The 26,264-nt window shown below is 65.9% G+C and carries 27 protein-coding genes and 3 pseudogenes; 18 read left to right on the top strand and 12 right to left on the bottom strand.

What is annotated here, in order from left to right:
* The first annotated feature begins 46 nt into the window (after nt 1-46).
* From FZ033_RS12275 to FZ033_RS12265, 3 genes are read left to right on the top strand one after another with little or no spacing between them, the layout of a single operon-like run.
* Complete coding sequence (locus tag FZ033_RS12275) at nt 47-403, top strand: NIPSNAP family protein (RefSeq protein WP_149576411.1); 357 nt, start codon at nt 47-49, stop codon at nt 401-403.
* Nucleotides 400-1,218 carry an SDR family NAD(P)-dependent oxidoreductase gene (locus FZ033_RS12270; RefSeq protein WP_149576410.1) on the top strand — a complete coding sequence of 273 codons (819 nt, stop codon included), beginning with the start codon at nt 400-402 and terminating at the stop codon, nt 1,216-1,218. Before FZ033_RS12275 ends, FZ033_RS12270 begins: the two co-directional genes overlap by 4 nt.
* The gene (locus FZ033_RS12265) at nt 1,215-1,988 is read left to right on the top strand and encodes an SDR family NAD(P)-dependent oxidoreductase (RefSeq protein WP_149576409.1); all 774 of its coding nucleotides are present in this window, start codon (nt 1,215-1,217) and stop codon (nt 1,986-1,988) included. Before FZ033_RS12270 ends, FZ033_RS12265 begins: the two co-directional genes overlap by 4 nt.
* 57 nt (nt 1,989-2,045) lie before the next feature.
* On the opposite strand, the gene FZ033_RS12260 is transcribed toward FZ033_RS12265, so the two are convergent.
* From FZ033_RS12260 to pcaC, 4 genes are read right to left on the bottom strand one after another with little or no spacing between them, the layout of a single operon-like run.
* Nucleotides 2,046-3,413 (bottom strand): MFS transporter, encoded by a 1,368-nt coding sequence (locus tag FZ033_RS12260; RefSeq protein ID WP_149576408.1) that lies wholly within the window; start codon nt 3,411-3,413, stop codon nt 2,046-2,048.
* 56 nt (nt 3,414-3,469) lie between these two features.
* Complete coding sequence (gene pcaG, locus FZ033_RS12255) at nt 3,470-4,060, bottom strand: protocatechuate 3,4-dioxygenase subunit alpha (RefSeq protein WP_149576407.1); 591 nt, start codon at nt 4,058-4,060, stop codon at nt 3,470-3,472.
* On the bottom strand, nt 4,060-4,785 hold the full coding sequence (pcaH, locus tag FZ033_RS12250; protein ID WP_149576406.1) for a protocatechuate 3,4-dioxygenase subunit beta: 726 nt from the start codon (nt 4,783-4,785) through the stop codon (nt 4,060-4,062). Before pcaH ends, pcaG begins: the two co-directional genes overlap by 1 nt.
* Nucleotides 4,778-5,200, bottom strand: coding sequence for a 4-carboxymuconolactone decarboxylase (gene pcaC, locus FZ033_RS12245; RefSeq protein WP_269149861.1), 423 nt, complete (start codon nt 5,198-5,200; stop codon nt 4,778-4,780). The genes pcaH and pcaC overlap by 8 nt, the downstream gene beginning before the upstream one ends.
* 176 nt (nt 5,201-5,376) lie before the next feature.
* Here pcaC and pcaQ point away from each other — a divergent pair, with 176 nt between their 5' ends.
* Together pcaQ and FZ033_RS12235 are read left to right on the top strand one after the other, a co-directional pair.
* Nucleotides 5,377-6,288, top strand: a complete 912-nt coding sequence (gene pcaQ, locus FZ033_RS12240; protein ID WP_188079451.1) for a pca operon transcription factor PcaQ — start codon at nt 5,377-5,379, stop codon at nt 6,286-6,288.
* Nucleotides 6,289-6,373: 85 nt separating this feature from the next.
* Entirely contained in the window at nt 6,374-7,435 is a 1,062-nt protein-coding gene (locus FZ033_RS12235; RefSeq protein ID WP_149576403.1) for a 3-carboxy-cis,cis-muconate cycloisomerase, read from the top strand.
* A 33-nt stretch (nt 7,436-7,468) separates the two neighbouring features.
* On the opposite strand, the gene pobA is transcribed toward FZ033_RS12235, so the two are convergent.
* The gene (pobA, locus tag FZ033_RS12230; RefSeq protein ID WP_149576402.1) at nt 7,469-8,641 is read right to left on the bottom strand and encodes a 4-hydroxybenzoate 3-monooxygenase; all 1,173 of its coding nucleotides are present in this window, start codon (nt 8,639-8,641) and stop codon (nt 7,469-7,471) included.
* A 253-nt stretch (nt 8,642-8,894) separates the two neighbouring features.
* On the opposite strand from pobA, the gene FZ033_RS12225 reads away from it, so the two are divergent.
* Both FZ033_RS12225 and FZ033_RS12220 read left to right on the top strand, forming a co-directional pair.
* Nucleotides 8,895-9,791: a helix-turn-helix domain-containing protein gene (locus FZ033_RS12225; RefSeq protein WP_188079450.1), complete on the top strand. Its 897-nt coding sequence runs from the start codon at nt 8,895-8,897 to the stop codon at nt 9,789-9,791.
* Nucleotides 9,792-10,291: 500 nt separating this feature from the next.
* Complete coding sequence (locus tag FZ033_RS12220) at nt 10,292-11,434, top strand: alkene reductase (protein WP_149576400.1); 1,143 nt, start codon at nt 10,292-10,294, stop codon at nt 11,432-11,434.
* A gap of 332 nt (nt 11,435-11,766) precedes the next feature.
* On the opposite strand, the gene FZ033_RS12215 is transcribed toward FZ033_RS12220, so the two are convergent.
* Nucleotides 11,767-12,522, bottom strand: coding sequence for a FadR/GntR family transcriptional regulator (locus tag FZ033_RS12215; RefSeq protein ID WP_149576399.1), 756 nt, complete (start codon nt 12,520-12,522; stop codon nt 11,767-11,769).
* A 379-nt stretch (nt 12,523-12,901) separates the two neighbouring features.
* Here FZ033_RS12215 and FZ033_RS12210 point away from each other — a divergent pair, with 379 nt between their 5' ends.
* The 4 genes from FZ033_RS12210 (at nt 12,902) to FZ033_RS12195 (ending at nt 17,777) form a co-directional block, all read left to right on the top strand.
* The gene (locus tag FZ033_RS12210) at nt 12,902-14,266 is read left to right on the top strand and encodes an MFS transporter (RefSeq protein WP_232847459.1); all 1,365 of its coding nucleotides are present in this window, start codon (nt 12,902-12,904) and stop codon (nt 14,264-14,266) included.
* Nucleotides 14,267-14,376: 110 nt separating this feature from the next.
* Complete coding sequence (garD, locus tag FZ033_RS12205; protein ID WP_149576398.1) at nt 14,377-15,930, top strand: galactarate dehydratase; 1,554 nt, start codon at nt 14,377-14,379, stop codon at nt 15,928-15,930.
* A gap of 40 nt (nt 15,931-15,970) precedes the next feature.
* Nucleotides 15,971-16,750: a 2-dehydro-3-deoxyglucarate aldolase gene (gene garL, locus FZ033_RS12200; RefSeq protein WP_149576397.1), complete on the top strand. Its 780-nt coding sequence runs from the start codon at nt 15,971-15,973 to the stop codon at nt 16,748-16,750.
* A gap of 136 nt (nt 16,751-16,886) precedes the next feature.
* On the top strand, nt 16,887-17,777 hold the full coding sequence (locus FZ033_RS12195; protein ID WP_149576396.1) for a 2-hydroxy-3-oxopropionate reductase: 891 nt from the start codon (nt 16,887-16,889) through the stop codon (nt 17,775-17,777).
* A 116-nt stretch (nt 17,778-17,893) separates the two neighbouring features.
* Here FZ033_RS12195 and FZ033_RS24320 read toward each other — a convergent pair.
* From FZ033_RS24320 to FZ033_RS12180, 3 genes and pseudogenes are all read right to left on the bottom strand, one after another.
* A pseudogene (locus FZ033_RS24320) lies at nt 17,894-18,001 on the bottom strand (oxidoreductase); the annotation flags it as partial.
* Between the two features lie 170 nt (nt 18,002-18,171).
* Nucleotides 18,172-18,366: a hypothetical protein gene (locus FZ033_RS12185; RefSeq protein ID WP_232847452.1), complete on the bottom strand. Its 195-nt coding sequence runs from the start codon at nt 18,364-18,366 to the stop codon at nt 18,172-18,174.
* Nucleotides 18,367-18,401: 35 nt separating this feature from the next.
* Nucleotides 18,402-18,982 (bottom strand): annotated as a pseudogene (locus FZ033_RS12180) (tyrosine-type recombinase/integrase); the annotation flags it as partial.
* Between the two features lie 373 nt (nt 18,983-19,355).
* Between FZ033_RS12180 and FZ033_RS12175 the strand changes: the two are divergent.
* Nucleotides 19,356-20,570: a tyrosine-type recombinase/integrase gene (locus FZ033_RS12175; RefSeq protein ID WP_149576395.1), complete on the top strand. Its 1,215-nt coding sequence runs from the start codon at nt 19,356-19,358 to the stop codon at nt 20,568-20,570.
* 120 nt (nt 20,571-20,690) lie between these two features.
* On the top strand, nt 20,691-21,452 hold the full coding sequence (locus FZ033_RS12170) for a hypothetical protein (RefSeq protein ID WP_149576394.1): 762 nt from the start codon (nt 20,691-20,693) through the stop codon (nt 21,450-21,452).
* A 234-nt stretch (nt 21,453-21,686) separates the two neighbouring features.
* On the opposite strand, the gene FZ033_RS12165 is transcribed toward FZ033_RS12170, so the two are convergent.
* The 3 genes and pseudogenes from FZ033_RS12165 to FZ033_RS12155 form a co-directional block, all read right to left on the bottom strand.
* Complete coding sequence (locus tag FZ033_RS12165; protein ID WP_188079449.1) at nt 21,687-22,898, bottom strand: S1 family peptidase; 1,212 nt, start codon at nt 22,896-22,898, stop codon at nt 21,687-21,689.
* A gap of 197 nt (nt 22,899-23,095) precedes the next feature.
* Complete coding sequence (locus tag FZ033_RS12160) at nt 23,096-23,302, bottom strand: hypothetical protein (protein ID WP_149576392.1); 207 nt, start codon at nt 23,300-23,302, stop codon at nt 23,096-23,098.
* Between the two features lie 2 nt (nt 23,303-23,304).
* Nucleotides 23,305-23,535, bottom strand: a pseudogene (locus tag FZ033_RS12155) (helix-turn-helix domain-containing protein); the annotation flags it as partial.
* Here FZ033_RS12155 and FZ033_RS12150 point away from each other — a divergent pair.
* From FZ033_RS12150 to FZ033_RS12130, 5 genes are all read left to right on the top strand, one after another.
* Nucleotides 23,534-23,965, top strand: a complete 432-nt coding sequence (locus FZ033_RS12150) for a hypothetical protein (protein ID WP_149576390.1) — start codon at nt 23,534-23,536, stop codon at nt 23,963-23,965. The pseudogene FZ033_RS12155 and the gene FZ033_RS12150 overlap by 2 nt on opposite strands.
* A gap of 62 nt (nt 23,966-24,027) precedes the next feature.
* Nucleotides 24,028-24,417, top strand: a complete 390-nt coding sequence (locus FZ033_RS12145; RefSeq protein WP_149576389.1) for a hypothetical protein — start codon at nt 24,028-24,030, stop codon at nt 24,415-24,417.
* Nucleotides 24,410-25,078, top strand: a complete 669-nt coding sequence (locus tag FZ033_RS12140; RefSeq protein ID WP_149576388.1) for a hypothetical protein — start codon at nt 24,410-24,412, stop codon at nt 25,076-25,078. The genes FZ033_RS12145 and FZ033_RS12140 overlap by 8 nt, the downstream gene beginning before the upstream one ends.
* Entirely contained in the window at nt 25,075-25,659 is a 585-nt protein-coding gene (locus FZ033_RS12135; RefSeq protein WP_188079448.1) for a hypothetical protein, read from the top strand. The genes FZ033_RS12140 and FZ033_RS12135 overlap by 4 nt, the downstream gene beginning before the upstream one ends.
* 111 nt (nt 25,660-25,770) lie before the next feature.
* Nucleotides 25,771-26,022, top strand: a complete 252-nt coding sequence (locus FZ033_RS12130) for a helix-turn-helix domain-containing protein (protein WP_232847451.1) — start codon at nt 25,771-25,773, stop codon at nt 26,020-26,022.
* Nucleotides 26,023-26,264 lie beyond the last annotated feature (242 nt).

The raw sequence follows: 26,264 nt of genomic DNA, 5'->3' as shown, positions 1-26,264 counted from the left end.
CGGGGGCCTGAACCTCTCCGGGATGCGAAACACATCAAGGATTGTCATGACCGGATACCGTATCGCGGACTTGCGCATCTACACCATCAAGCCCCGCGGCCTCGGCGAATTCATCGAGATCTTCGACACCCTCGCCATGCCGGTGCAATTGCGCCACCTGGGGCCGCCCATCGCCTTTTTCGCCAGCGACATCGGCGCGCAGAACCAGGTGGTGCACCTGTGGGGCTACGACAGCCTCGCCGACTATGACCGCCGCCGCATCGCGCGGGATGCCGATCCCGACTGGCCGGCTTATCTTTCGGCCTCCGGCCACCTGCTGGTGGCGCAGGAGAACCGCTTCATCACGAAAATCGACCTCGCCTCGGTGACCCGCTTCCTCGACAACGAAGGAGCGGCCCAATGAGCGCGCCCGACACCGGCTGGCTTGGCCTTCGAGGCAGCACATGCGTCGTCACCGGTGCCGGCGGCGGCATCGGACGCGCCGTGGCGCTCGCCTTCGCGCAGGCCGGCGCGAACCTTGCCCTCGCCGACAGGAATCCGGAGACCTGCGCCGAGACCAAGGCCGCGGTGGAGAAGCTTGGCGGGTGGGCGCTGGCGCTTCAATGCGACATCTCCGAGGAGGCCAGCATCGCCTCGGCTGCTGCGGCGACGCTGGCGGCGTTCGGGGGGGCCGACATCCTCGTCAACAATGCCGGCATCCTGCGGCCCGGTGGCATCGACACGGTCGCCACGGCGGACTGGGAGCACATGCTGAAGGTGAACCTCACCGGCTATTTCCTCACTACCCGCGCCTTTGGCGCGGCCATGCTGGAGAAGGGCGCGGGCGCCATCGTGCACATCTCGTCCATCGCCGCCAGCGAGCCCCAGCCGTTCAGCGGCGCCTACAGCCCAGGCAAGGCTGCGGTGTCCATGCTGTCGCGGCAGATCGCCTTCGAATGGGGGCCGCGCGGCGTGCGTTCCAACGTGGTCAGCCCGGGCCTCGTGCGCACGCCCCTGAGCGAGCCCTTCTACACCGCGCCGGGTATCGCCGAGAAGCGTGAGGCCATGGTGCCGGTGCGCCGTATCGGTCATCCCTCGGACATCGCCGACGTCGCCGTGTTCCTGGCGAGCGGGCGGGCGTCCTATGTCAACGGTCAGGAGATCGTGGTGGACGGCGGCCTGTCGCAGACCCTGATGAGCCTCGTGCCGCGTCCCGGCTTCGGGGAGGCTGCGCCATGAGCCCGTCCGCATTGATCACCGGCGCGGCCGACGGTATCGGCTGGGCCATTGCACGCACCTTGGCTGCCGGAGGGTGGCGCCTCGCCCTGGTCGATCTCGACGATGGCGCCACCGCCGCGCGGGCGGCGGAACTGGGCTCGAGCCATCTCGCGATCCGCGCCGACGTGTCGGTGGAGGAGGACGTGACCGAGGCGATGCGGCGGGTGGTCGCCGCCTTCGGAGGCCTCGACGCGGTGGTGAACAACGCCGGCATCGCCGACACCCACCTGCCCACGGTGGAACAGGACGCCGCGCGCTTCCGCAAGATCCTCGACGTGGACCTCACCGGAGTGTTCCTGGTCTCGCGGGAAGCCGCGCGGGTGATGTTGCCCCGGCGCAGCGGCAGCATCGTCAACCTCAGCTCCATCGCCGGCATTACCGGCCTGCCCCGTCGCAATGCCTATGGCGCGGCCAAGGCAGGCGTGGTCGCCCTGACGCGGAGCATGGCCTGCGAGTTCGGGCCGACCGGCATCCGGGTCAATGCGGTGGCGCCCGGCTATGTGGAGACCGCCCTCGTGAAGGCCCTGGAGCGCGACGGCAGGATCGACCTCGGCCGCATCCGCCGGCGCATTCCGCTGGGCTTCCTGGCGCAGCCGGACGACATCGCGCAGGCGGTGGCGTTCCTCGTCTCTCCCGCGGCACGCTATGTGACCGGCACCGTGCTCTCGGTCGATGGCGGATGGCAGGCCTTCGGCGACGCAGGCGATGCCTTTCCATCACCGGCAGGCTGAGACGATGCGCGCCCGGGCGGCGCCTGGAAGATGGTCGCGCCGGTGCGCTCGCGGGGCTCAATGGCCGAGCGAGGGCACCGGGCCAGCCGAGGCATCGGGCTTCGGCCCCAGCCACGCCTTGGTGAGGATCGCGAGGGTGGCGATCAGGGCAGGTACCGCCATCACCAGGAACACCGCCGCGGTGCCGAACTGCTGCCGTCCAAGCTCGGCCACCAGGAACGAGCCGGCAATGCCGCCGAACCGTCCGATGCCGAGCATCCAGGCCACCCCGGTGGCCCGGCCCCGGGTCGGATAGAATATGGCGGCCAGCGCGGGCAGAGAGGATTGCGCGGTGTTCATGACGGTTCCGGCAATGAAGACCGCCGCTGTGAGCGGGCCGATCTGGCCGACCACCTGGCCGATGGCATAGACCGCCAGCGCCGTGAGCAGGAAGCCGGCGGCCACCACCAGATCGGCATGGAAGCGATCCATGAGCCAGCCGGCAAGGATGGCGCCGAGGCCACCCAGCGGGAACAAGGCCGAAATGAGCGTCGCCTGGGTGGGACTGATGCCGCTGTCGCGCAGGATGATCGGCATCCAGTTGATGAGGCCGTAGAAGATGACCAGGCCCATGAAATAGGCGATCCACAGGCACAGCGTGCCGAGGATATAGGGCGCGGAAAACACCACGGTGATGCCGCGCCGGCCGGCTTCCGCAGTGCCCTCGCCTTCATCGAGCACGAAGCGGGTCGCCCCCTTCGCGGCCGCGGAAATGCGCTGAAGAATGCGGCCGATCTTCTCCGCCGGGGCACCATGCTGGGCAAGGTGACGTACCGATTCCGGCAGCAGGACGACCATCACCGCCACAAGCACAAGCGGGGCGACGCCGCCGAGTTCCAGCACGCTGCGCCAGCCGAAGTGCGGGATCATCCAGGCTGCGACGAAGCCGCCGGCCGCCGCGCCCAGGGGGAAGCCACAGAACATGGCATTGGTGACGAGTGCACGGCGCTTGGCCGGACAGTATTCGCTGACAAGCGTCACGGCATTCGGCATGGCGGCACCGAGGCCCAGACCGGTGACGAAACGCCAGATCACCAGCGCATCAAGGCTGCCTGCGGTGGCGGCGACGAGGCTGGCGACGCCCATCACGCCCGCCGCCGCGAGCAGCACCAGCTTGCGGCCGAAGCGGTCGGCCAGGGGGCCGGAGCACAAGGCTCCGCCGGCGAGGCCGAACAGGGCGGCGCTGAGCACCGGGGCGAGATCTGCCTTCGCGATGTTCCATTCGCCCAGGAGCGAGGGGGCAATATAACCGATGGCGGCAGTATCGAAGCCGTCCAGCAGGACGATCGCGAAGCACAGGGCGAAGATCAGCCACTGGAAGCCGGAGATCGGCTGTTCATCAAGAAATCGGCGGACGTCGATCGTCCGCTCCGCTGGCGTGGTCATGGTTTCCTCCCGCGCCGGTCCACCGCAACACGCGGCGGCCGGTTTGGCGTTTTTGGTTACATGTCGAAGAAGACGGTCTCGTTCTCGCCCTGCAGGCGGATGTCGAAGCGGTAGGTAGCGACACCGTCCGCGTCGCCGCGCAGGCCCACCAGGGTGGCGCGCCGCCCCACCTGCTCGATGGATTTCAGCACCGGATCGCCGGCGTTCGCCTCAGCCTCATCGGAGAAATACATGCGGGTGTGCAGGTGGATATTGATGCCGCGTGCGAAGATGAGCAGCGAGACGTGGGGCGCCTGGGGGCGCCCGTCGCGCCAGGGCAGCACGCCGGGCCGGATGGTGTCGAAGCTCCATTCCCCGGTGGCGAAGTCAGCTGCGGCGCGGCCGAAGCCCAGGAAGTCCGGATTGTCGTGCCGCCCGTCGCCGTCCGCCTGCCACAGTTCCACCAGCGCGTCCTTCACCGGGTGGCCCGAGCCGTCCCACACCTTGCCGATGATGCGGATCCGCCCGCCCGGCACGCTGCCGGAGGCAAGGATGGACAGGTTCTCCTGCGTGCGGACAGGCAGGCCCGCCACCGCCGGCAGGGTGCCTATATGCACGTAGGGACCGCCGGTCTGCGACGGCGTTTCCTTAAGGTATTCGACCGGCATCAGTGCCCCTCCCTCTTGTTCTCGAAGAACGTCTGCCGGCGCCCGCGCAGCACGATGTCGAAGCGGTAGGCCAGCGCGTCGAAGGGCATCTGCTGGCCCAGGTCGAGGCGGGCGACTAGCCGCTCGACGGCGGCCTTGTCGGGAATGGTATTGATGATGGGGCACAGCGGGATCAGCGGATCGCCCTCGAAATAGAGCTGGGAAATCAGCCGCTGAACGAAGGCTTCGCCGAAGATGGAAAAATGGATGTGCGCCGGCCGCCAGTCGGAGCCGTTGTTGCGCCACGGATAGGGACCGGGGCGCACGGTGCGGAAGGCATAGCGGCCCTCGGAATCGGTCAGGCAGCGACCGACGCCGCCGAAGTTCGGATCGAGCGGGGCGAGATAGCTGTCGTTCTTGTGCCGGTAGCGCCCGCCGGCATTGGCCTGCCACACCTCGATGAGGGTGTCTGGCACCGGACGGCCGCTTTCGTCGAGCACCCGGCCGTGCACCACGATGCGCTCGCCGATGGCCTCGCCGTCCTTGGAAAAATTGCGGATGAGGTCATTGTCGAGGGGATCGAGGCCGGACCGCGGAAAAATGGGGCCGGCCTTCTCGCCGATGCCCTGCTCCAGCGACACCAGCGCGAAGCGCGGCGAGCGCAACACACTCGTCTTGTAGCCGGGGGTGAAGGCCGGCGGATGCCAGTTTCGGTCCCGGCGCATGAAATCGCCCGTCTCAACCATGGTTTTCTCCCTGTGGGTCGCCGTCGGTACGCGCTTCCGCGTAGACTTCCTTGGCGATCTTGTAGGCCCGGTTCGCCGCAGGCACGCCGGCATAGACCGCCACATGCATGAGCGTTTCGGCGACGTCCTCGGCGCTCGCGCCGGTATTGCGGGTGGCGCGCACGTGCATGGCCACTTCCTCGTCATGCCCCAGCGCCGCCAGAAGCGCGATGGTGATCATGGACCGCTCGCGCCTGGTGAGCCCCGGCCGCGACCAGACCGAACCCCAGGCGCCTTCGGTGATGAAGGTCTGGAACCCCTCGTCGAACGGCGTGGTGCGAGCGGATGCCGCGTCCACATAGGTGTCGCCGAGCACGGAACGGCGGGTTGCCATTCCGGCAGTCCAGCGCGGGGAACGGTCGGTGGGAATTGACACGGGACGGCCTCTTCTGGGCGCGGGGCCTACCGGGATAAACTTGGACTAAACGTGCATGCACACGCTCGATCCACCCGGCGGCTCCCGTTTGGGATCGCCGCGAGAATTTCATGTGCCTGATGATATGAAAAATGATATTTTTCTATCCATCCATACAATCTGGATATGTATCGACCATGATCGACGGACGCATGAAGCTGCGCCACATTGCCTGCTTCCTCGAGGTGGCGGCGCGATCCGGGTTCGGCCGCGCGGCCGACGCGCTCAGCCTCACCCAGCCGGCGGTCTCGCGGGCCATCGCGGAACTGGAGGACATCCTCGGCGCGCCGCTGTTCGAGCGCGGCCGCGGCGGCGCCGTGCTGACGCCGCAGGGCACCGCTTTCCGCGCCCATGCGGGAGCGGCCTTCGCTGAACTGGGACGCGGCATCGACACGCTGCGGCGGCCAGCCGCCGGCGACGTGGTACTCAGGGTCGGCGCGCTGCCCACAGTGGCGGCGCGGATCATGCCTGGGGCGGTCCGACGGGCGAAGGAGACGGGCCTCGATGCCACCATCAACATCGAGGCCGGGCCCAACGGCTGGCTTCTCGACCTGCTCAACGAGGGCCGGCTCGATCTGGTGGTGGGCCGCCTTGCCGAGCCCAAGGCCATGATGGGGCTCGCCTTTGAGCACCTGTATTCCGAGCCCATCGTCTTCGTGGCGCGGCGCGGCCACCCGGCAGACACCGGCCACCCGGTGGGACTCGTGGAGCTTGCTCGCCATCCCTTCATCATGCCGGGACAAGGCTCCATCATTCGTCCGGAGATCGACCGGCTATTCCTTATGGAAGGTCTGGCCGGCCCCGCCGACCGTATTGAGACCACCGACGCGAGCTTCTCGCGGGCTTATGTCGGTACCAGTGACGCGGTATGGGTCATCTCCCACGGGGTGGTGGCCGGCGATCTCGACGCCGGCACATTGGTGCGGCTGCCCCTGTCCATGTCCATATCCGGCGGGCCGGTGGGCCTCACCACGCGAGCGGGGCAGGCCCCCCTGCCGCAGGCGGCGATCTTCCTCGAAGCCCTACGCGAGGTTGCCCGCGCGCTGTGAGCCGGACCACACAACAGGCTTGACGCCACCGCGCGCCGCAGTCGAGCTTGCGGCCCGTTTCGTTCCCAAGGAAGGCCGCAGGTCCATGAGCGTGTCCGTGTTCGAGCATCCCTTCCTGCGTCCGCTCCTTGGCGATGAGGCCATCGCCGCGGCCTTCACCGCCGAAGCCGACATCGCCGCCATGCTCCGCTTCGAAGCGGCGCTGGCCGAGGCGGAGGCGGACGCCGGCGTCATTCCGCACGAGGCGGCCGCTGCCATCGCGCAGGCGGCACGCAGCCTCGCCGTCTCTCCCGCGGATCTGGCGGCCGCCGTGGCCCGCGACGGCGTGGTGATCCCGGAGCTGGTGCGCTGGCTGCGCACGGCGGTGGGCGAGCCCCATGCGGGCTTCGTGCACAAGGGCTCGACCAGCCAGGACGTGATCGACACCAGCCTGTTCCTGCGCCTGAAGGCGGCGTCCGACATCCTGCTGGCGCGCCTCGACGCGCTTATCGGCAGCTTCGATCGCCTCGCCTCCACTGCGGGCGGCCTGGAGCTGACGGGCCATACGCGCATGCAGCGGGCACGGCCCATCACCCTCGCCCACAAGATTGCCACCTGGCGCGAGCCCCTCGCGCGGCAACGGGCCCGTTTTTCGGCAGTGGCAGATGATCTGTTCCGGGTGCAACTGGGTGGTGCGGTGGGCAACCGGGCCGAGCTGGGCGAAGCGGCCGGGCGCGTGGCCGACGGCCTCGCGGCCCGGCTCGGCCTAGGCGCCGCGCCGCGTGCCACCCATGCCGAACGGGACGCCGTCGCCGCCTATGGTCATTGGTGCGCGCTGCTGGCCGGCTCGCTTGGCAAGTTCGGCGCCGACATCACCCTCATGGCCCAGAACGAGGTGGGCGAGGTGACCATCGCCGGCGGCGGCGGCTCCTCCGCGATGCCGGAGAAGAACAATCCCGTGAGCGCCGAGATCCTGGTGACCCTGGCGCGCTTCGCCGCCACGCTCCAGGGCGGCCTCGACCAGGCCCTGGTGCACGAGAACGAGCGCTCCGGCGCCGCCTGGACCCTGGAGTGGATGATCCTGCCCCAGCTCGTGACGACCGCGGGCGCCGCCACCCGCACCGCCTTCACGCTCATCGAAGCGCTGCGCTTTCCCGCACGGTCCTGACGACGCGACGGCGGCCGGGGGCGGCAACGGGCTTCAGAACGGCAGGCCCACGTAGTTCTCCGCCACCGTGGTCGCCGCGGCCTCCGAGCCGGCGATATAGTCGAGCTCGGCAAGCTGCATGCGGGCCACGAAGTCCCCGGATTCGGGGAAGAGGTGCAGCATGGAGGTCATCCACCAGGAGAAGCGCTCCGCCTTCCAGATTCGCCTAAGCGCCCGCTCCGAATAGGCGTCGATGCCGGCGTCCGATTTGTCCCGGTAATGCTCGATCAGCCCGGCCGCCAGGTAATGCACGTCGCTCGCCGCCAGATTGAGGCCCTTGGCCCCCGTCGGCGGCACGATGTGGCCGGCGTCGCCGGCGAGGAACAGACGTCCGAAGCGCAACGGTTCCGCCACGAAGGAGCGCAGCGGGGCGATGCTCTTTTCCACCGATGGCCCGGGGACCACGCGCGCGGCCACCTCCTCCGGCAGACGGCGGCGGAACTCGTCATAGAATCGTTCGTCAGACCAGTCCTCGACCTGGTCGGAGAGCGGCACCTGGATGTAAGAGCGGCTGCGCGTGTGGGACCGCATGGACGCCAGCGCAAAGCCGCGCTCGTGGCGGGCATAGACGAGTTCTTCCGAGGCTGGCGGCACGTCGGCGAGCAGTCCCAGCCAGCCGAAGGCGTAGACCCGCTCGAATTGGGCGATGGCCGTTTCCGGGACGGAACGGCGCGCGATGCCGTGAAAACCGTCGCAGCCGGCGATGAAATCGCAGGCGATCTCGTGGGTGGCGCCGCCCTTGCTGTAGGTCACGCGCGGGCGGAGGCCGTCGAAATCGTGCAGGGCCACGTCCTGCGCCTCGTAGACAGTCGGAACGCCCAGGGCGGCGCGGGCCTCCATCAGGTCGCGCGTGATTTCCGTCTGGCCATAGACCACCACCGACTTGCCGCCGGACAGGCCGCGAAGGTCAATGCGATGGGTGCGGCCAGCGAAGGCGAGGTGGAAGCCGTCATGCACGAGGCCTTCCCGGTCCAGCCGCTCGGCGCATCCCGCCTGCCGCATGAGGTCCACAAGGCCGCTCTCCAGCACGCCGGCGCGGATGCGCGAGAGCACGTAATCGGCGCTCTTCGCCTCCAGGATCACCGCGTCGACGCCCGCCTTTGCCAGAAGCTGGCCGAGGAGAAGGCCCGAAGGGCCGGCGCCGATGATGCACACTTGATGTCGCACGTCTGTTTCCTCCCAGGGACACTCCGCGCGGCGCGCCTTCGACGCGCCGCAGTGGTCCGGCGTTGGCTTTTTTCAGGTTGGGCAATGGACGGAGCGGGACCGCGGCCTCCGGCCCGGAAGGCGGTCCCCGCACCTCGGTCTCGCACCAAGCCGCGTGAGGTGTCGGCACTGGCGAGAATGGAGCGCGGACGGCTTGCGCGGAATGGAAGCTTCGCGCACTCTCTTGGATAAATCGAACCCATCGGACGTGCCAATGAGAAGCGCCGCGCCCCCGGTGCCCGCCTACGCCCTCTACGGCGAGGGCGCGGATGGCTTTCCCGACGAACTGCACGTGGAGACCATCACGGCACGCAGCGCCAAGCATGACTGGCGCATCCGCTCGCACCGCCACGGCGACCTCTACCAGTTCTTCTTCATCGGGGCGGGAGGCGGTGCGGCTGTCATTGACGGAACCGTGCACGCCCTCGGCCCCGGTGCGGCCATCGCCTTGCCGCCGCTGGTGGTCCACGCCTTCGATTTCGCCCCGCACACCGACGGCTATGTGGCGAGCGTGCCCGCCGCCGTGCTCGACCATTGGTCATCTCCCAAGACCCAGTGGCGGAGCCTGTTCAAGGCCCCGCTGGTGCTGGCGGTCACGCCGGCGCAGGCGACGCAGTTGCGGACCACGCTCGAACTCGCGCTTGTCGAATCCGGTGAACACGGCGCCAGCCGACGCGAGGCGCTTACCGCCTTTGCAGGCCTGATCCTGGTGTGGTTCCACCGAACTTTGGCTGCGGGGCAGCAGGAAGGCGGCGACCTGGCATTCGCCGGCATCCAGCTTGTGGAGCGCTTCACCGCCCAGGTAGAGGAAGACTTTCGCCACCATCCAAGCCTCACCGATCGCGCCCGGCGGCTCGGGGTGAGCGTGCCCCACTTGAGCCGCGTTTGCCGGCGCGTGACCGGCCGTTCGGCCCTGGGCATCGTGCAGGAGCGCCTCGCTCTCGAAGCGCGAAGGCATCTCGCCTACACGTCCATGACAGTGGCAGAGATCGCTTTCGGCCTGGGCTTCGAGGATCCTGCCTATTTCACCCGCTTCTTCACCCGGCACCTGGGCGTGAGCCCGCGGGCATACCGGGCGGATCCATCGCGGACCCGCTCTGGAACGGTGTGAACTTGAGCCGGCGCGCGCTGCAGATCGCGCTGGCCGGCGGCGGCCTCGCCTTCGTCGTCACAGAAGCAGCCGGCATCGCCGCCGCTTTGTGGCCGCAGGCTTGGCGCGGCCTCTTCAGCTCCGAGCCGGACATGATCGCCGCCGGCAGCGCCTCTCTTCGGATTGTCGGCCCGGCCTATAGCTTCTTCGGCCTCGGCATGGCGCTGTACTTCGCATCCCAGGGCTCCGGCCGGCTCATGTGGCCCCTGGCCAGCGGGTTCCTGCGCGGCGCGCTCGCCCTCGGTGGCGGCTGGGCCGCGCTGTGGCTGACCGGATCCCTTACGGCCCTGTTCGCGTCGCTCGCGCTCGTGGTCTATGGATTAACCATACTGTGGTGGTACGCTCGGGTGCTTGGTTTCGCTAGCGCTCACGCGCCACCCGCCTGCCTTCCCCTTGGCGAGAGATTGGTACGGATGGCTTCCCACGCATCCGGCTCGCCCCGTTGTCCGGAGTTGCCCACCATGACCGCCACCCTGTTCCGGCCCCTGCGTGTGGGCGCCCTCGACCTTCAGCATCGCATCGTGATGGCGCCATTGACCCGCTCGCGGGCGACGCAGCCCGGCAACGTGCCGGGACCGCTCGCGGTCACCTACTATGCCCAGCGTGCGACACCCGGCGGGCTCATCATCGCGGAGGCATCGCCCATCTCTCCGTCCGGCCACGGCTTTCCCACCACGCCGGGAATCTACACGCCCGAGCAGATCGCCGGCTGGCGCGCCGTCGTCGACGCGGTGCATGGGAAGGGCGGCAAGATCGTGCTCCAGCTCTGGCACGTGGGCCGGGTTTCGCACAGCTCGCTTCAGCCGGAGGGCCGCCTACCCGTGGCACCGTCGGCCATCCGGATCGAGGGCCTCACCGCTTTCCGGAACGACTTCTCGACCGCCGACTACGAAACGCCGCACGCTCTCACGGAACAGGAAATCGAGGGGGTCATCGCCGATTATGCCCAGGCGACCCGCAACGCGCGGGCGGCGGGGTTCGACGGCGTGGAGATCCACGCCGCGAACGGCTACCTGCTGGAGCAGTTCCTGCAGAGCCGCACCAACCACCGCACCGACGCCTATGGCGGCTCGATCGAGAATCGCGCACGCCTGCTGCTGGCGGTGGCGCAAGCGGTGACGGGCGCGTGGAGCGCCGACCGCGTCGGCATCCGGCTCTCCCCGTTCGGCATCGCCAATGACAGCGGCGAGGCCGAGCCGCTCCCGCTCTATACCCATGTGGTGGAGCGGCTGGCGCGCGTGAACCTCGCCTATCTCCACCTCATCGAGCCCCGCGCTAGCGGGGCCGGCCGGGCCGACGTGGACCACAAGGATGTTCCGGCCGCGGCCGAGCTGTTCCGCCCGCTCTGGCCGGGAGTGCTGATCACCGCCGGCAATTTCCGACCGGACACCGCCGAGGCGTGCGTGGCCGCCGGCCATGCCGACGCCATCGCCTTCGGCCGCTTCTTCATCTCTAATCCCGACCTGGTGGAGCGTATCCGTCGCGGGGCGCCCCTCACCCCCTATGATCGCTCGACCTTCTACCGCGGCGGCGCCACAGGCTACACCGACTATCCGACACTCGCTCAGGCACCCCAGCGGGCCGGCGCGTTCTCTTTGCTTTAGTTCAGGGGCGATTCATCCGCTAGAGCAATTCCAGCAAAAGTGCGAAGCGGTTCTGCGTCCGGAATTGCGATGAAACAAAGCTTTAGAGCATGTTCGACGAACCGGTGTTTGTCGAACATGCTTTTGTCACTGACATCAAGGCAGGTGTTATGCCGCGACCTCGATGGCGGCGCACGACATATGGGGAAAGTCGCGGCAACAGTCGCACCTTTATCGCGCCTGGGTTGGGGGGCGGGAAGCCGGGATCGTGGAGAGGGTCGTGCGAAAGCGAAGCCGCATGGGCCGCGCCGCGCACCGTCTCCCGGCGTTCCTCGGGACATGCCGGACTCCGGTCATCCTCCGAGGAAAACCCGGTCTCTCGTATTGGTCAGGTGCGCGATCATGGCAGCGCGGGCGCCATCCTCGTCTGCGGCCTCGATCGCTTCCAGAATCAATCGATGCTCCACCTCGAGCCTCTGGCCGATCTTTTCATTCGGCTTGGTCGATAGCGCGCGGGCAAACTGGATGCATTGCACAAAATTGTCGCGCGCAGAGAGAAGCGGAGAAGATAGAAACTTATTATGCGCAGCATCCGCTATGGCGAAATGGAACGCTAAATCCTCCTCGATTCCAGGCTCATTCTGGGACAAGGCACGGGAAACAGCATCAAAAGCTGCACGAATGCGCACCAGTTCCTCATGCGTGCGGCGGGAGGCGGCAAGTGCCGCGACCTCACCTTCAATGAGCTGACGGAACTCGAAGAAGCGCTGCATGTCGGCGATGCTGCTGACAAAGGGAAAGGCGAAGACGCCTGCGTTGGGGCGCCTCAGGACAACGCTGCCCTGGCCCTGTCGCGAGGCAACGATGCCGTCGATCTTCAGCCGGGACAGAGCCTCACGCACGACGGTGCGAGAGACGGAGTAGAGCTTGCACAATTGGGCCTCGGTCGGCAGACGGCCGCCCTCAGGAATCTGCAAGTTGATGATGAGGTGAAGGATCTCATCATAGATCCGGTCCCCGAGCGTCAGCCGGACGGCCGTTCGCGCAGCGGGCGCCGTCTCCGCCATGACTGTTACCGTTTCATCGGATCGCTTGGTCTTCACCGCCATTCCGTCTCGCTTTGAACCGGCGCCGGGCTCCTTGGCCAGGCGGCGCGCACCGGCAATCTATACCAGCCCCGCCGATTTGTTGAGGTGGCTCCGCGCCCCTCCCGGCCGAAACGCCCTCTGCGACCCGACAAAAAAACTTGTCTGATTTGTATTTAAAATTCGTGGACACGTCCATAATTTGTCATTTATAGATACAAATATGGCCGATGGCTAAGAGGGGTCGCCTGAACGACCCCCGAGAAGGCCGATGCCTCCGTGAGAGGGCATGGCGACGTCGGTCCGGAGTGCGGCCCCACAGCCTGTTCTGCGGGCCGCCGCGCCCAAACTGTCAGCGGTCGCGTGGACTGCAAGCGGTCTCTTGGAAGGAAACGCCATGGATATGAAAGTACCCGCCGCGGCGCCGCCGCGGACGGAGACGCGCACGCGCGTCCGCTGGGGCATTCTCGCGATGCTCTTCGTCGTGACGACCATCAATTTCGCCGATCGCGCCACCATCTCCATCGCTGGACCGGACCTGCGCGCGGCGCTTGGCCTGTCCCCGGTGCAGATGGGCTACATCTTTTCCGCATTCGCGTGGTCGTATGTCCTTGCCCAGATTCCCGGCGGCTGGCTGCTCGATCGCTTCGGCTCGAAGACCACCTACTTCGTCAGCCTGACCCTGTGGTCGCTGCTGACCATGTTCCAGGGCGCAGTGGGCTTCCTCACCGGAGCCGCAGCAGTGGCTCTGCTGTTCGCCCTGCGCTTCCTTGTCGGCGCGGCGGAAGCGCCGTCCTTCCCCGGCAATGGACGCATCACCTCCGCCTGGTTCCCCACCAACGAGCGCGGCTTTGCTTCCGCCATCTTCAATTCCGCGCAGTATTTCGCCACCGCCTTCTTTGCGCCGATCATGGGCTGGATCGTCCACAGCTTCGGCTGGCAGGCGGTGTTCTACTTCATGGGCGGCCTCGGCCTGGTGTTGGCCTTGTTCTGGAACCGGGTGATCTACGGCCCCCTGGCGCATCCGGGCGTCAACGACGCCGAGCTCGAATACATCAAGGCCGGCGGCGGGCTCGTCGAGCTCGACAGCAAAGCTGCAACCGCCAAGCCGAAGGAGGTCGATACACTGAAGTGCATCGGGGAGCTTCTGCGCAACCGCATGCTGCTTGGCCTCTACATTTTCCAGTTCTGCATCAATGTGCTGACATACTTCTTCCTGACCTGGTTTCCGGTCTACCTCGTCACCGAGCGGCACATGACCATCCTGAAGGCAGGGTTCGTGGCCTCCCTGCCGGCCATCTGCGGCTTCCTCGGGGGCGTCCTCGGTGGCTGGATCTCGGACCGCCTGATCAAGGCCGGCTGGTCGCTGACCGCGGCACGCAAGACACCGATCGTACTGGGCATGCTCATGGCCATGTCGATGATCGCCTGCAACTACGTCGAATCGGACATGCTGGTCGTCTTCTTCATGTCGCTGGCTTTCTTCGGAAAGGGCATCGGCGCCCTCGGCTGGGCTGTGGTCTCGGATACCTCGCCCAGGCAGGCGGGTGGCTTGTCCGGCGGCCTGTTCAACACCTTCGGCAACACCGCCGGCATCGTGACACCCATCGTGATCGGCTACATCCTCCAGACAACGGGCTCGTTCGCCTCGGCGCTCACCTTCGTCGGCCTCAGCGCGGCCGTGGCTCTGCTTGCCATGCTGTTCATGGTCGGAACCATCCGGCGCGTGGAGCTGAAGGATTCGCTCCTTGCAACGCAGACACCCTGACTAGGCGCAGGCCCCTCGGAGCAGGACCGGGCATCGCCAATGCCCGGTCTTCCAACCCCAATCCCGACCGCGGCGCTCTCCGGTCGCCCTCTTTCAGGAAAAGCTGAGCCATGAATGCCCCCATCGCGACGACGGCCAAGCCGCTGTCCATCAAGCTCCATCCGCACGACAACGTCGCGATCGTGGTCAATTCCGGCGGCCTGCGGGCGGGCGCCCGCTTCGACGATGGCCTCGTGCTCGTCGATGCCGTGCCCCAGGGCCACAAGGTGGCGCTCGCCGATATCCCGCAGGGCGGCGCGGTGGTGCGCTATGGCGAGATCATCGGCTATGCGGTCAAGGCCCTCGGCAAGGGCGCCTGGGTCAATGAGTTCCTGGTCGAACTACCCGAGCCACCCGCTCTGGAAAGCCTGCCGCTGGCCGATAACGTGCCACCGATCCAGCCGCCGCTGGAGGGCTACACCTTCGAAGGCTACCGCAACCCGGACGGGTCTGTGGGCACGCGCAACATCCTCGGCATTTCAACCAGCGTTCATTGCGTTGCCGGCGTGGTCGACCATGTGGTCGGGCTGATCCGGCAGCGGCTCCTGCCGAACTACCCCAATGTGGACGACGTGGTCGGACTGAACCATCTGTACGGCTGCGGCGTCGCCATCAACGCTCCCGCCGCGGTGGTGCCGATCCGAACCGTGCAGAACCTGGCCCTCAACCCGAATTTCGGCGGCGAGATCCTGGTCATCGGCCTCGGCTGCGAGAAGCTTCAGCCCGAGCGGCTGATGCCGGACCTCGCGCCGGAGGCGGCGCGGGCCAACATCCTGAGCCTGCAGGATGAACGCTTCACCGGCTTTCAGGCCATGGTGGACGGCATACTGGACATGGCGCAGGCACGGCTGGAGGTGCTGAACCGGCGCCGACGCGAGACTTGCCCGGCGTCGGATCTGGTGGTCGGCGTGCAGTGCGGCGGATCGGATGCGTTCTCCGGCGTCACGGCCAATCCGGCGGTCGGCTTTGCAGCCGATCTCATCGTGCGCGCCGGCGGCACGGTGATGTTCTCCGAAGTCACGGAGGTGCGCGACGCGGTGCATCTGCTCACCCCCCGCGTGGTCGACGCGACCGTCGGCAAGGCTTTGATCCGCGAAATGGCGTGGTACGACGCCTACCTCGCCGCCGGCGCCACTGATCGCAGCGCGAACCCCTCGCCCGGCAACAAGAAGGGCGGCCTGTCCAACGTGGTGGAGAAGGCGCTCGGCTCGATCGTGAAGTCCGGCACGAGCCCGATCACGGCGGTGCTGGCTCCGGGCGAGCGGGCGACCACCAAGGGCCTGATCTTCGCCGCCACCCCGGCGTCGGACTTCATCTGCGGCACGCAGCAGCTCGCTTCGGGCATGACGCTGCAGGTATTCACCACCGGCCGCGGCACGCCCTATGGCCTGGCAGCGGCCCCCGTGATCAAGGTCGCGACGCGAAGCGACCTCGCGGCCCGCTGGCACGACCTCATGGACCTCGACGCCGGTCGCATCGCCACTGGCGAAGCCTCAGTGGAAGAGATCGGCTGGGAGTTGTTCCGCCTCATCCTCGATGTGGCGAGCGGCCACAAGCGGCCCTGGTCCGACGTCTGGGGCCTGCACAATGCCCTCGCCGTCTTCAATCCGGCACCGGTCACCTGACCGGGCCCAATCCCAACAAAAACCGGAGGAGACGATCGCCATGTCCGAAGGACTCGCCTACACCCCCTTTCCCAACACGCTTCGGCGCGACGTGTTGGCGCGCAAGCGCCTGATCGGCTGCTGGTCGGCGCTCGGGTCTCACATCACCACCGAAGTCCTGGGCCTCGCCGGTTTCGACTGGCTTCTGCTGGATTCCGAGCACGCCCCCAACGACGTGCTCTCGCTGATCCCGCAATTGATGGCGCTGAAGGACAGCCGCTCCGCGCCGGTGGTACGGGTCGCCTGGAACGACCCGGTGCTGCTGAAGCGGCTGCTCGACGCCGGCTTCTACAACTTCCTCATCCCCTTCGTGCAGTCTGCCGAGGAGGCGCGGGCTGCGGTCGCCGCCACGCGCTATCCGCCGGCCGGCGTGCGCGGCATTTCGGTGGCGCAGCGCTCCAACCGCTATGGCACCGTCAAGGACTACCTGGCCAAGATCAACGAGAACATCACGGTTGTTGCCCAGATCGAGAACGCGGCCGGTGTGGCGGCGGCGGCCGAGATCGCCGCAGTGGACGGCGTGGACTGCCTGTTCGTCGGCCCATCCGATCTTGCCGCCGCGCTCGGCCATCTCGGCGATCCCGGCCATCCCGACGTGCAGGCGGCCATAGCGGCGGTGTTCGCGGTCGCCGGGACGGCCGGCAAGGCCTCGGGCATCCTAGCTCCTGTCGAGGCGGACGCGCGGCGCTATCTGGAACTGGGCGCCACCTTCGTGGCCGTGGGTTCCGACCTCGGCGTCTTCCGCGCCGCCACCCAGAAGCTGCGCGATACGTATCTGTGACCCTGGCGCATTTTCAGGCGAAGTGAAAGCGCTCAGCCTGACGAAACGGCGCCAACACGATAATGTTGAGCAAGTTCCGTGAGCCAATCCGAACGGAATTCGCTTTGGTAGTCCTGCGATCATCGAGGATACATCTATGAGCACTCTGGGTTTCGTCGGTCTCGGAATCATGGGTACGCCCATGGCGGGCCATCTTTTGGCGGCCGGCCACACCGTCTATGCCTATGCCCGCAAGCCGCTTCCGGCCGAACTCGCCGCCAAGGGGCTGGTGGCTTGCGAGAACAGCAAGGCGGTGGCGGAAAAGGCGGACATCTTCTTCATCATGGTGCCGGACACGCCCCATGTCGGGGACGTGCTGTTCGGCGCGAACGGCGCTGCCGAGGGCCTGCGGCCTGGTTCCGTCGTCGTCGACATGTCGTCGATCTCGCCCATCGAGACCAAGGACTATGCCAGGAAGATCGAGGCGCTGGGCAGCGACTATCTCGACGCGCCCGTGTCGGGCGGCGAGGTCGGCGCCAAGGCGGGAACCTTGTCGATCATGGTCGGCGGCAAGGACGAGATCTTTGCCAGAGTGAAGCCGTTGTTCGAGCTGATGGGCAAGAACATCAACCTCGTCGGGAGCGTCGGGGCAGGCCAGACGGCGAAGGTGGCCAACCAGATGATCGTTGCCATGACCATCCAGGCCGTCGGCGAGGCGCTGCTGTTCGCCGCCAAGGCTGGCGCCGATCCGGCGCGGGTCCGCCAGGCGCTGATGGGCGGTTTCGCCTCCTCCAAGATCCTCGAGGTACACGGCGAGCGGATGGTGAAGCGCACCTTCGACCCGGGCTTCCGGATCGCGCTGCACCAGAAGGACCTGAACCTCGCCCTGACCGCCGCCCGCCAGATGGGCATCTCGCTGCCGAATACCGCGACGGCCCAGGAGATGTTCAATGCCTGCGCGGCCCATGGCGGCGCGGGCTGGGATCACTCGGCGCTGGTGCGCGCGCTGGAGTTCCTGGCCAACTTCGAGATTGGCCAGGAGGTCTGATCCGCTCGCTCCGGGCCAGGATCTGACCCATGGACCGGCGAAGCGCCGGATGTCGGCGGGGACAGGACGAGGATGCGGCGGCAGACGGCGCCCTGCGCCGTCCTTTCCTGCCCCCGTCAAACGGGAAGACCGCTCTGCTTCCTCAGGCTCTTGTCGAATGCTGATTCAGGTACAAAACGGCACAGGAAGCTGACCTGCCGCGCCATCTTCCCGGCCGGGTAGCGCAAGACACTTCTGACCCTGAGCTGAAGTCAGACGGTCCGCTTTCCGGCGAGCTGGTTGCCGTGTTTGTTCGTCCTTGCTCGGCCGAGTGCCTTACAGCCCCGCTCGACTCCACTGGAGCCGCCCCCAAGCGGGGCGCGCTATGGGTTACGCGCCCCATTCCCGCTGTTGTTTAGTAGACCTTGGAGATATCCGTCCCCCTGGTCTCCCTGGCGAACAAGAGGCTGAGCACGAAGCAGGCCGCGGAGATCGCAACCGGGTAATAGAGGCCGGAGTAAATATTGCCGGTCGCAGCCACGATGGCGAAGGCGGTGGCGGCCAGGAAGCCGCCAAACCAGGCGGCGCTGAGGTGGTAGGGGAACGACATTGCCGTGTAGCGGATACGCGAGGCGCGACGCTCGGGAGCGCGTCCGAGCGCCGGTAAGCCGCCTCGGTGGCATCGCCCACGGCATGGGCAAGCGCGGCCTCGGCGACTTCGCGGGGGAAGGCGGTGGCGTCGCCCGCCCAATCACGGAAGGAACTACGGAATCTGTGAACGGTCACCGGCACCTCAAGGCGCCGCAGCAAAGCTGTTAGGCTCATATCGCTCAAGGGCGAACCCCGACGCTGGCCGGGAAAGACAATGTCCGCCGGCCCGCGATCGAGCTGCGCCAGCGTCTCCAGAATCTCCACCGCGCGAGCGCAGAGCGGCACGCGGTGTTCACGGCGGGCTTTCATGCGGGCCGCCGGCACGGTCCACACCTTGGGCCCCAGGTCCATCTCACCCCACGCGCGCCCCTCACTTCGCCGGACCGGGCCGCCGTCAGGATAGCGAACTCCAGCGCAAAAGCTGACATGCCCCGGACGAACCGCAGGCGCTTCACGAAGGCCGGCATCTCCGAATAGGGCATCGCCTCATGGTGGCCGCGCTGGAGTTTCTGGCGCTTCGGCAGCGTGAGGGCGAGGTGGCCTTTCCAGCGGGCCGGGTTCTCGCCGGTGCGCAGATGCTGGCGACCGTGCGCGCGATCAGGCGATTGAGTGGCATCTGTTAGGGCCTAGCGGGCAAGTCAGGATCGACCCTAACGCTTACCCTAGCAGATGTGCGTTATTCGGGGAAACGAGCGGCAATGCCCAGGTCAGCCGAACGGTAAAAACACCTGCTATTACAATGTTTTACAAACGATCAGAAACAGGGTGCTACATAGGAATGGCGGAGAGGGGGTCCGCAATACCTTGTGGTCTGGATGGGTCAGGGCATAGCACCGACCCATTGTAGACAAAGCATTCCTAGAGGTGATCGAGCCTTGACCGCTCTCTGAATGCCTGTGAATGTCAGTCGTGCGCTGGGGCAGATGCTAGGGCAGTGCTGGGGCAGGTATGGGACGCGAGACGAAGAGGCTGACCGCTCGGACGGTCGCGACGCTCACGAAGCCGGGCCGGCACGCCGACGGCGGCAACCTCTATCTGTCCATCTCGGCGAACGGCGGCCGGCGGTGGATCTTTCTCTACCGGTGGGACGGCAAGCAGCTCGAGATGGGACTGGGCTCGGCCCGCGACGTGCCGCTTGCCCGAGCGCGCGAGCTGGCGGATGCAGCCCGCGCCCAGCTCGCCGAGGGCATCAGCCCGCTTTCCATTCGGCGGAATGAGCAGGTCATTCCCACCTTCGGGGAAGCCGCTGACGCGCTGGTGGATGACATTGCCTCCGGCTTTCGGAATGAAAAGCATATCGAGCAATGGCGCATGACGCTGAAGGAGTATGCGGCACCGCTCCGGGACAAGTCCGTTGCCGACATTACCACCGAGGACGTGCTCGCGGTGCTGAAGCCCCTATGGCAGGCGAAGCAGGAGACGGCTTCCCGGCTTCGTGGTCGCATCGAACGGGTGCTGGATGCCGCGAAGGCGAAGGGCAATCGCTCCGGCGAAAACCCGGCCCGCTGGCGCGGCCATCTCGACGCCCTTCTGCCCAAGCGCCAGAAGCTCCAGCGCGGCCACCACGCCGCCATGCCCTATTCGGACGTGCCGGCATTCGTGAAGCGCCTGCGTTCCCTCTCCGGCTCCACGTCGCTCGCCCTTGAATTCCTGATCCTGGCGGCCGCACGCACCGGCGAGGTCCGTGGCGCGACGTGGGCGGAAATCGACCTCGATGCGAAGGTGTGGACCGTGCCGGCGGCGCGCATGAAGGCCGGGAAGGTCCACCGCGTGCCCCTCACCGTCGCGGCGCTGGATGTCCTCACCCGGGCGATGGATCTCCAGCCGAAGCCGGAAGGCGCGGCGTTCCTCTTCCCCGGAGGGAAGCCCGGCAAGCCTCTGTCCGTGATGGCGCTCGACATGCAGATGCGCCGACTCAAATCAGAGGTGACGGTTCATGGCTTCCGTTCTTCCTTCCGGGATTGGGCCGGGGAGGAGACGAGCTTTCCTCGCGAGGTTGCCGAAGCTGCCCTGGCCCATACTGTGGGCGATGCCACCGAGCGCGCCTATCGCCGGGCCGATGCCCTTGAGAAGCGCCGGAAGCTGATGGAGGCTTGGGCGTCGTTCGTAGGCGGTGGTGATGGCGCCAAGGTGGTGCCGCTCCGCCCCCAGGCGCAGGGATAGGAATTACCCCGCTCAATCTGGACGGGGCTTCGTGAAGCGTGGGGCTAGGCCGGCCAACCGAAAGCCGAGAGCGCACCCTCGGTGCCCCACGCGCCATCTGGTGCGGAGGCGGTGCGCGCTGTGGACAATCGAGAGCACGGAACAGATCAGCAGGCGGATGCCGACAATCCGCAGGGCGGGGAATGGCTGTCGATTCCCGAGGCCATTGGCTGGATCCTTTTCCATGACCTGGAAGAGGCACGCAAATGCTCGGGCAAGTCGTCTAGTTGGATGTCGTTGACCTATGCTTTGGCGAAGACAGGCGTTGATGGACCTGCCCCGGTCATGTCCCTGAAGGATGCTGAAGCAGAGCTTTTGGCCGCCCTAAAGCAGGACCGGGTCAAGGCCGAGGCTGAGCAAAATGGCGGCGGGCGGTCGATGATCCCGCCTCGGGTATGGGCGCTGGTGGTCAAATTCGCCGAAACCCCCGACCCATGGTGCGCGAGAAGTCAGGACGGGAAGACGCTGCTGCGCCAGATCCTCGTGAGCGCCGACATGCTGGTGAAGGCCTTCGCCAAGGGGGCCGAGCCATCTGGCGACGGGCGAGGGGCCGGGGCACCCCCGAGTGAAGCACCGACCACAGGCGATGATGAGGTGGGGGCCGAAGGCCAGAGCGCGCTCGCCCTGAGGCCGGGCAAGCGGGGCAGGCCAGTCGTCCACGACTGGCCGCCCTTCTATGCCGAGGTGAGGCGGTTTTCCGCGGAAGGGGGCGGGCAACTCATCCAGGCCGATGTTGAAAAGCACATGGGCGAATGGTGCGACGAGAAAATCTCAGGAAGCGCGATCCGGGAGCACGTCAAATTAGCCCTCGCCGGCAACAAGCCTCCCGTCTCTGGAAAGTGACGCGTGGCGGCCGGCGGACGAGGCCAGACCTCAGGATTACGAGCGCCCGCCACGCCATATCCGGGCGACCTGGAGATAGCTCCTCGAAAATCGTGTTTCGCGGGTACCCCCTGCTACACTTGCTACGTTTGCTACGGTTTGAGGTATTTGGATATTGGGCAGAGCTGGGAGTGGGCGTCACGGTCGCTCAACCCCTCTTTTTACCGAGGCCCACGCCCAGTCAGAGTTCCACAATTATTCTGTTGTGCATTTCACCTGAAAGGTAAAGCCGCGACCATCGGTTGCCACAGCGGTGGCCTCGATGGGCGGTGAACTGTCAACTTCAACCAAGCTGCTTCCATTTGCTTGGATAAAATTGACTAAAAGTCCCACCTTTACCCCGAAATTTATGTTCTGGGGCAATGAACCGCTTTCCTTCAGGGCGGCAACTTCATCCAATTTTGATTGGATCACTCCAACGACCAAGCCTGCGTTATCGACAACGGGACCACCTGAGTTACCCGGCTGGATCGGAGCCGTGAATTGAAGCAGGCGGCTGTCATTTCCCATCCCCGCCAGTGAACTCACTAGGCCACTGGTGAAGTTGAGCCCGTTGTCTAAATGCCCAGCGAGCGGGAAGCCCATGACATAAACCGTTTCGCCCAGTTGCAATGACTTTCGCCGAAGCCGAGCGAATGGTGTCTTTGACTCCCCCGCGATTTGCAAAAGCGCCAAATCATTCGTGGTGTCTCGTGCAATTATCTTCGCTGGCCCGAACCCAGAAATTACAGCGCTTCTGCAGCCATCCACGACATGGGCATTGGTTATCCCTTCCCCGCGACTGCTGATGAAGAAGCCGCTTCCAGTCTGGACCCCACCACGCGGTGCAGGGTTTGATCCTGACGACGCAGCGGGCCTAGCTGCGCTGGGCGGCGCCTGCGTTGAGGTAGGCGGAATTTGATCAACCCGGCCTTTATTCTTTACGCACTCAACCAGCGATCCGAGCATTCTTGCACTGCCATCTAGGCGAAATTGGACAAACTCGTTGCCAGCTTTCGTGTATAATACCCGCCCTCGCCTCATCTCGTTGAATAAATCTACGCTATCAGCCAATTTTACTGCCATAAAATTATTGCCAACACCAATAGACCTATAGTTATATACTCTTCCATCATCTATCTTGAATATGAAATCGTAATTAACACCTTCTGTTGCTCGAATACTTCCGCCAATTAGGCCTATAAGCCAACCAAAATTGCTGTCCAACATAAAAATAAGGCCTACCCCACTCCTATAAGTTGCGAGTGCGGAGCAATTCTCAAATGCTTTCGTCTTATCATTGAAAGACGCCCATACATCCCACCCTGCGACACTCGGGAGGCTAAGCGTGCGAGCCACTACGGTCTTGGGCGCTGCACAAGCAAAAAAACAAGCTACCAGCAACCACGACCACACCTTCATCATCATCGCCCCCCCTGCCCCCCGTCCAAGCAACCACAACCTACCACGCCCGCATTGCACCTTGAAAGCGCAACGCAACATCCGGCAAGATGGCTGCTCGCCCCCCCCCTCCTCCGGTCCTCATTTTCGATCCCTCAGCCGCACATCCAGTCCCTCGCCGTTCTCCGCAACGAAGATGACCCCGGCGGCGGCGATGACGTGCATCACGACCGTCGCGTCGCCCGAACCAGGGCGGCAATCGAGAGCAGCACGGCCGAAGCGGCAATCCCCGCGGTCACGACGCCGGCTGGCGTCCAGCGGGCGCTTCCATGAAGCGTGATGCTCTTGCCGACCTTCATGTCCCACGTCGCCCTCATTTCCTCGGGGTGATAGGGCGTGGCCGGCGTCTGGCCGTCTGGCTCATCCGTCATTTCCGATCCTTCAGGCGCACGCCCGGACCATTACCATTTTGCTCGATGAAGAGCACGCCCGCGGCTTCGAGGGCGGCGCGAAGGTCGGCGAGGGTCCTGTCGTACGGCGTTCGCTTACCAAGCTCGAAATTGGCGATGGTCGCCTTCGCCACCTTGGACGCCTCGGCAAGTTGGTCCTGCGACCAGGCGAGGAGCGCTCTGCCGGCCCGACACTGCGCCGCGGAAATGGACATGCCTCAACCTTACACTTTTGATGTTGACTACATCTTTCATCTAGCATTATATCAAAAATGTAAACAGGACATCAACGAGGAACCCGCCATGCTCGCCAAGAACCCGGCGCCACCCGCCCGCCCCAAGATGGAAATGACTATCCCGCGCGAGCACCGTGTGGTTTTCCCGGTCAATAATTCCGGCCACGACAATATCGTCACCGCCCTCGCACTGGTGAAGACCGTCCGCGTCGTCCTCCACAACGACAACCACATCTCGGCACAGGAGATGGTCGACTGCTTGCAGGACGTGATTGACCTCGCAGAGCGCTTCCTCGAAGCGGGCGCGGCATGGGCGCGTGATGCCGACAAGGCCATGACGGATGCCGACTACGCGGCGCCGGAAGAGTTCGCCGCCGCGTCCCCGCTGAAAGACCACACCGGCCAGTAGCCGGCGCGCTGGGGCGCGAAGCCCTCCCGCCCACCAACCTTTCACATCGCCGGAGAACACCAATGCCGAAGCCCACCGCGGCGGCAAACGCCACCCCTATGCCTACCCCCAAAGTCCCGCACTACGCCGACGCCCTTTCGTTCATGGCGCTGCGCAAGCCGCGAGGCAGTGGGATCGACCATTGGGCGGTGAGCCCGACCGGCCACTACAGCGCCGACTACGAGACCGGTGAGCGCCTTGCCGGCGAATTCCTCACATTTATCGGTACCTATCCTACCGTGTGCCATTCGACGCTGCTGGCCTGCGTGCTGAAGGACATGATCGACCATGCCGTAGTCGGACAGGGATGGAGTGGTGTGCACGCCGGATTCGCCCGTGGCGTGACCCAATATGCCATGGCGGCGGCCCGCATCGTCGTCTCTCAGACGGATGGGGAGGCGACCCATGCGTGAGCGCACCACCACCCGCCGCGCCCTTCTCAAGGCCACCGGCGCCCTCGGCAGCATCGCCGCCCTTGCGGTTCCCGTCGTTGTCCTGCCGAAGGCGGAAGCGGCAGTGGCGGATACCAGCCCCGTCGCTGCGCTCTGGCCCGAGCGACTGCGGCTCAAGGCCGAGGCGGAACGCCTGGAACGCGCCTATGAAGCCGCACACAATGCCTATTGCGATCAGCGGCCGGAACGGCCGAAAGAGGCGCTCGCGCCCAGCGCCTTCCTGCTGTTCCCCGCGTCTTGGGAAACGCACTCCCTTCCGAACGGGCGCATCCGCCTCTCGGGCGACAGCCGATGCTGGAAGGATGTGGCCGAGCACCACATGGGCAGGCTACGGGAGGAAGCCCTTCGGCGCGCCTCGGTCATGGAGGCCCACGAGCGGGAATGCGCGGCTCTGAAGCAGGCGTGCGGTATGGATGCCGCATGGGAACAGTACGACGTTCAGGCTCTTCGTCTCGCGGATCACGAGGACCGCATTCTAGCCCTGCCCGTCACGAGCCTCGGGGATGCAGGCATGCAAGCGCGCATCCTCCGGGATCAGCTCTGTATCGAAAGTGACGACGTGGTCATGCACGCCTTCTTCGACCGGATCGAAGCGGCGGCCACGGAAGGAGCCGCAGCATGACCCGCCGCACCTCTGCCGGCCGGCCTGCCCCGAAAGCCCGCGCCATCCAGTTCGAGCACCAACCCGAGCTGCGCGCCCTGATGATGTTCCCGACGCTGCCGGCCGGGCATATGACGTTTCCCGTCCCGGACGACGCCTTCTATCCGCACCTGCGGCGCGGCGAATTCGCGGTGGTGGACCTGGCCGACCATCAACCGGCCGAGGGCGAGCTGTTCCTGATGTCCTACACGTCTCCGAACACGGAATGCGGCTTCGTCTATCGCATCTGCCAGATGCGCGGCCGGAGAGAATTCCAGCGCCCGGACGGGTGCATGGTGCTCCGGCCGGAAGAGGGCGCGGTGCCGGTCGTGTGCTGGACCGCCTGCCACTGGATCCCGCCGGGCACGCGGGAGGGGTACGCCGCCGCGCTGCGCACGGGCTGTGTCGGCACCAGTGAAGGCCCCTTCACCACCGAGCACGCCGCCGAGAAACTGGTGGGGCGCGTCGTGGGCGTGTGGGTGCCGGGGGCGGAACAGCGCGGCAAACCCAGTGAAATCAACGGCTCTGCGACGGTTTCTAAAAGGCCGGCAAAAGGCTTCTAATTCCGCTCTCGAATTGCAGACCAATTGCAATCCTTTTGCCGGCCGACAGGGCAGAAAAACTCAGACATCCTCACGACAGGTCAGATCAACCAACGTTGAAATCTGACGGTCATGAGCGAGGATCAAATGCACAACGTCGCCCATACCGATGGAGAGCGCGGGAAGGCTTCCGCGGCAGAGGTCAATACCAAGGAATATGACGCGCTCGGCCCGAAGAGCGTCGCGAAGCGGGTGGGCGTCAGCCTCAGCACTGTGAATCGGGCCATCCGCGACGGCAAGCTGAAGGCGAAGAAGTACGGCCGGCGCACCCTCGTCCTGCGCACCGACCTCGATGCCTGGCTGCACAGCCTGCCTGCCGCCTGAAACGACAACACCCGACGCTTGCTGAAGGCGCCGGGTGCGGATTGTCGCGTCGAAACCACCCCTTCCGAGAGCGATTTCCATGACCAAATCCATACCTCAGGCCCGCCGTGCGGGCAAGCGTCCGCCGCCCACCAGCAGCGCGAAGCCCGCGTCTTCGATCCTCCCGAACACCCTTCACCTCGCGGCCCATCGGCTTGCGTCCGCCCTCGGCGTTCCCTTCAGCGTCACCCTTGTCCACGCCG

It is taken from the genome of Xanthobacter oligotrophicus, assembly GCF_008364685.1.
GTDB classification, from domain to species: Bacteria; Pseudomonadota; Alphaproteobacteria; order Rhizobiales; family Xanthobacteraceae; genus Xanthobacter; species Xanthobacter oligotrophicus.
Note: the sequence above shows the minus strand (reverse complement) of the source record. Positions and strands in the feature narration are given on the sequence as shown.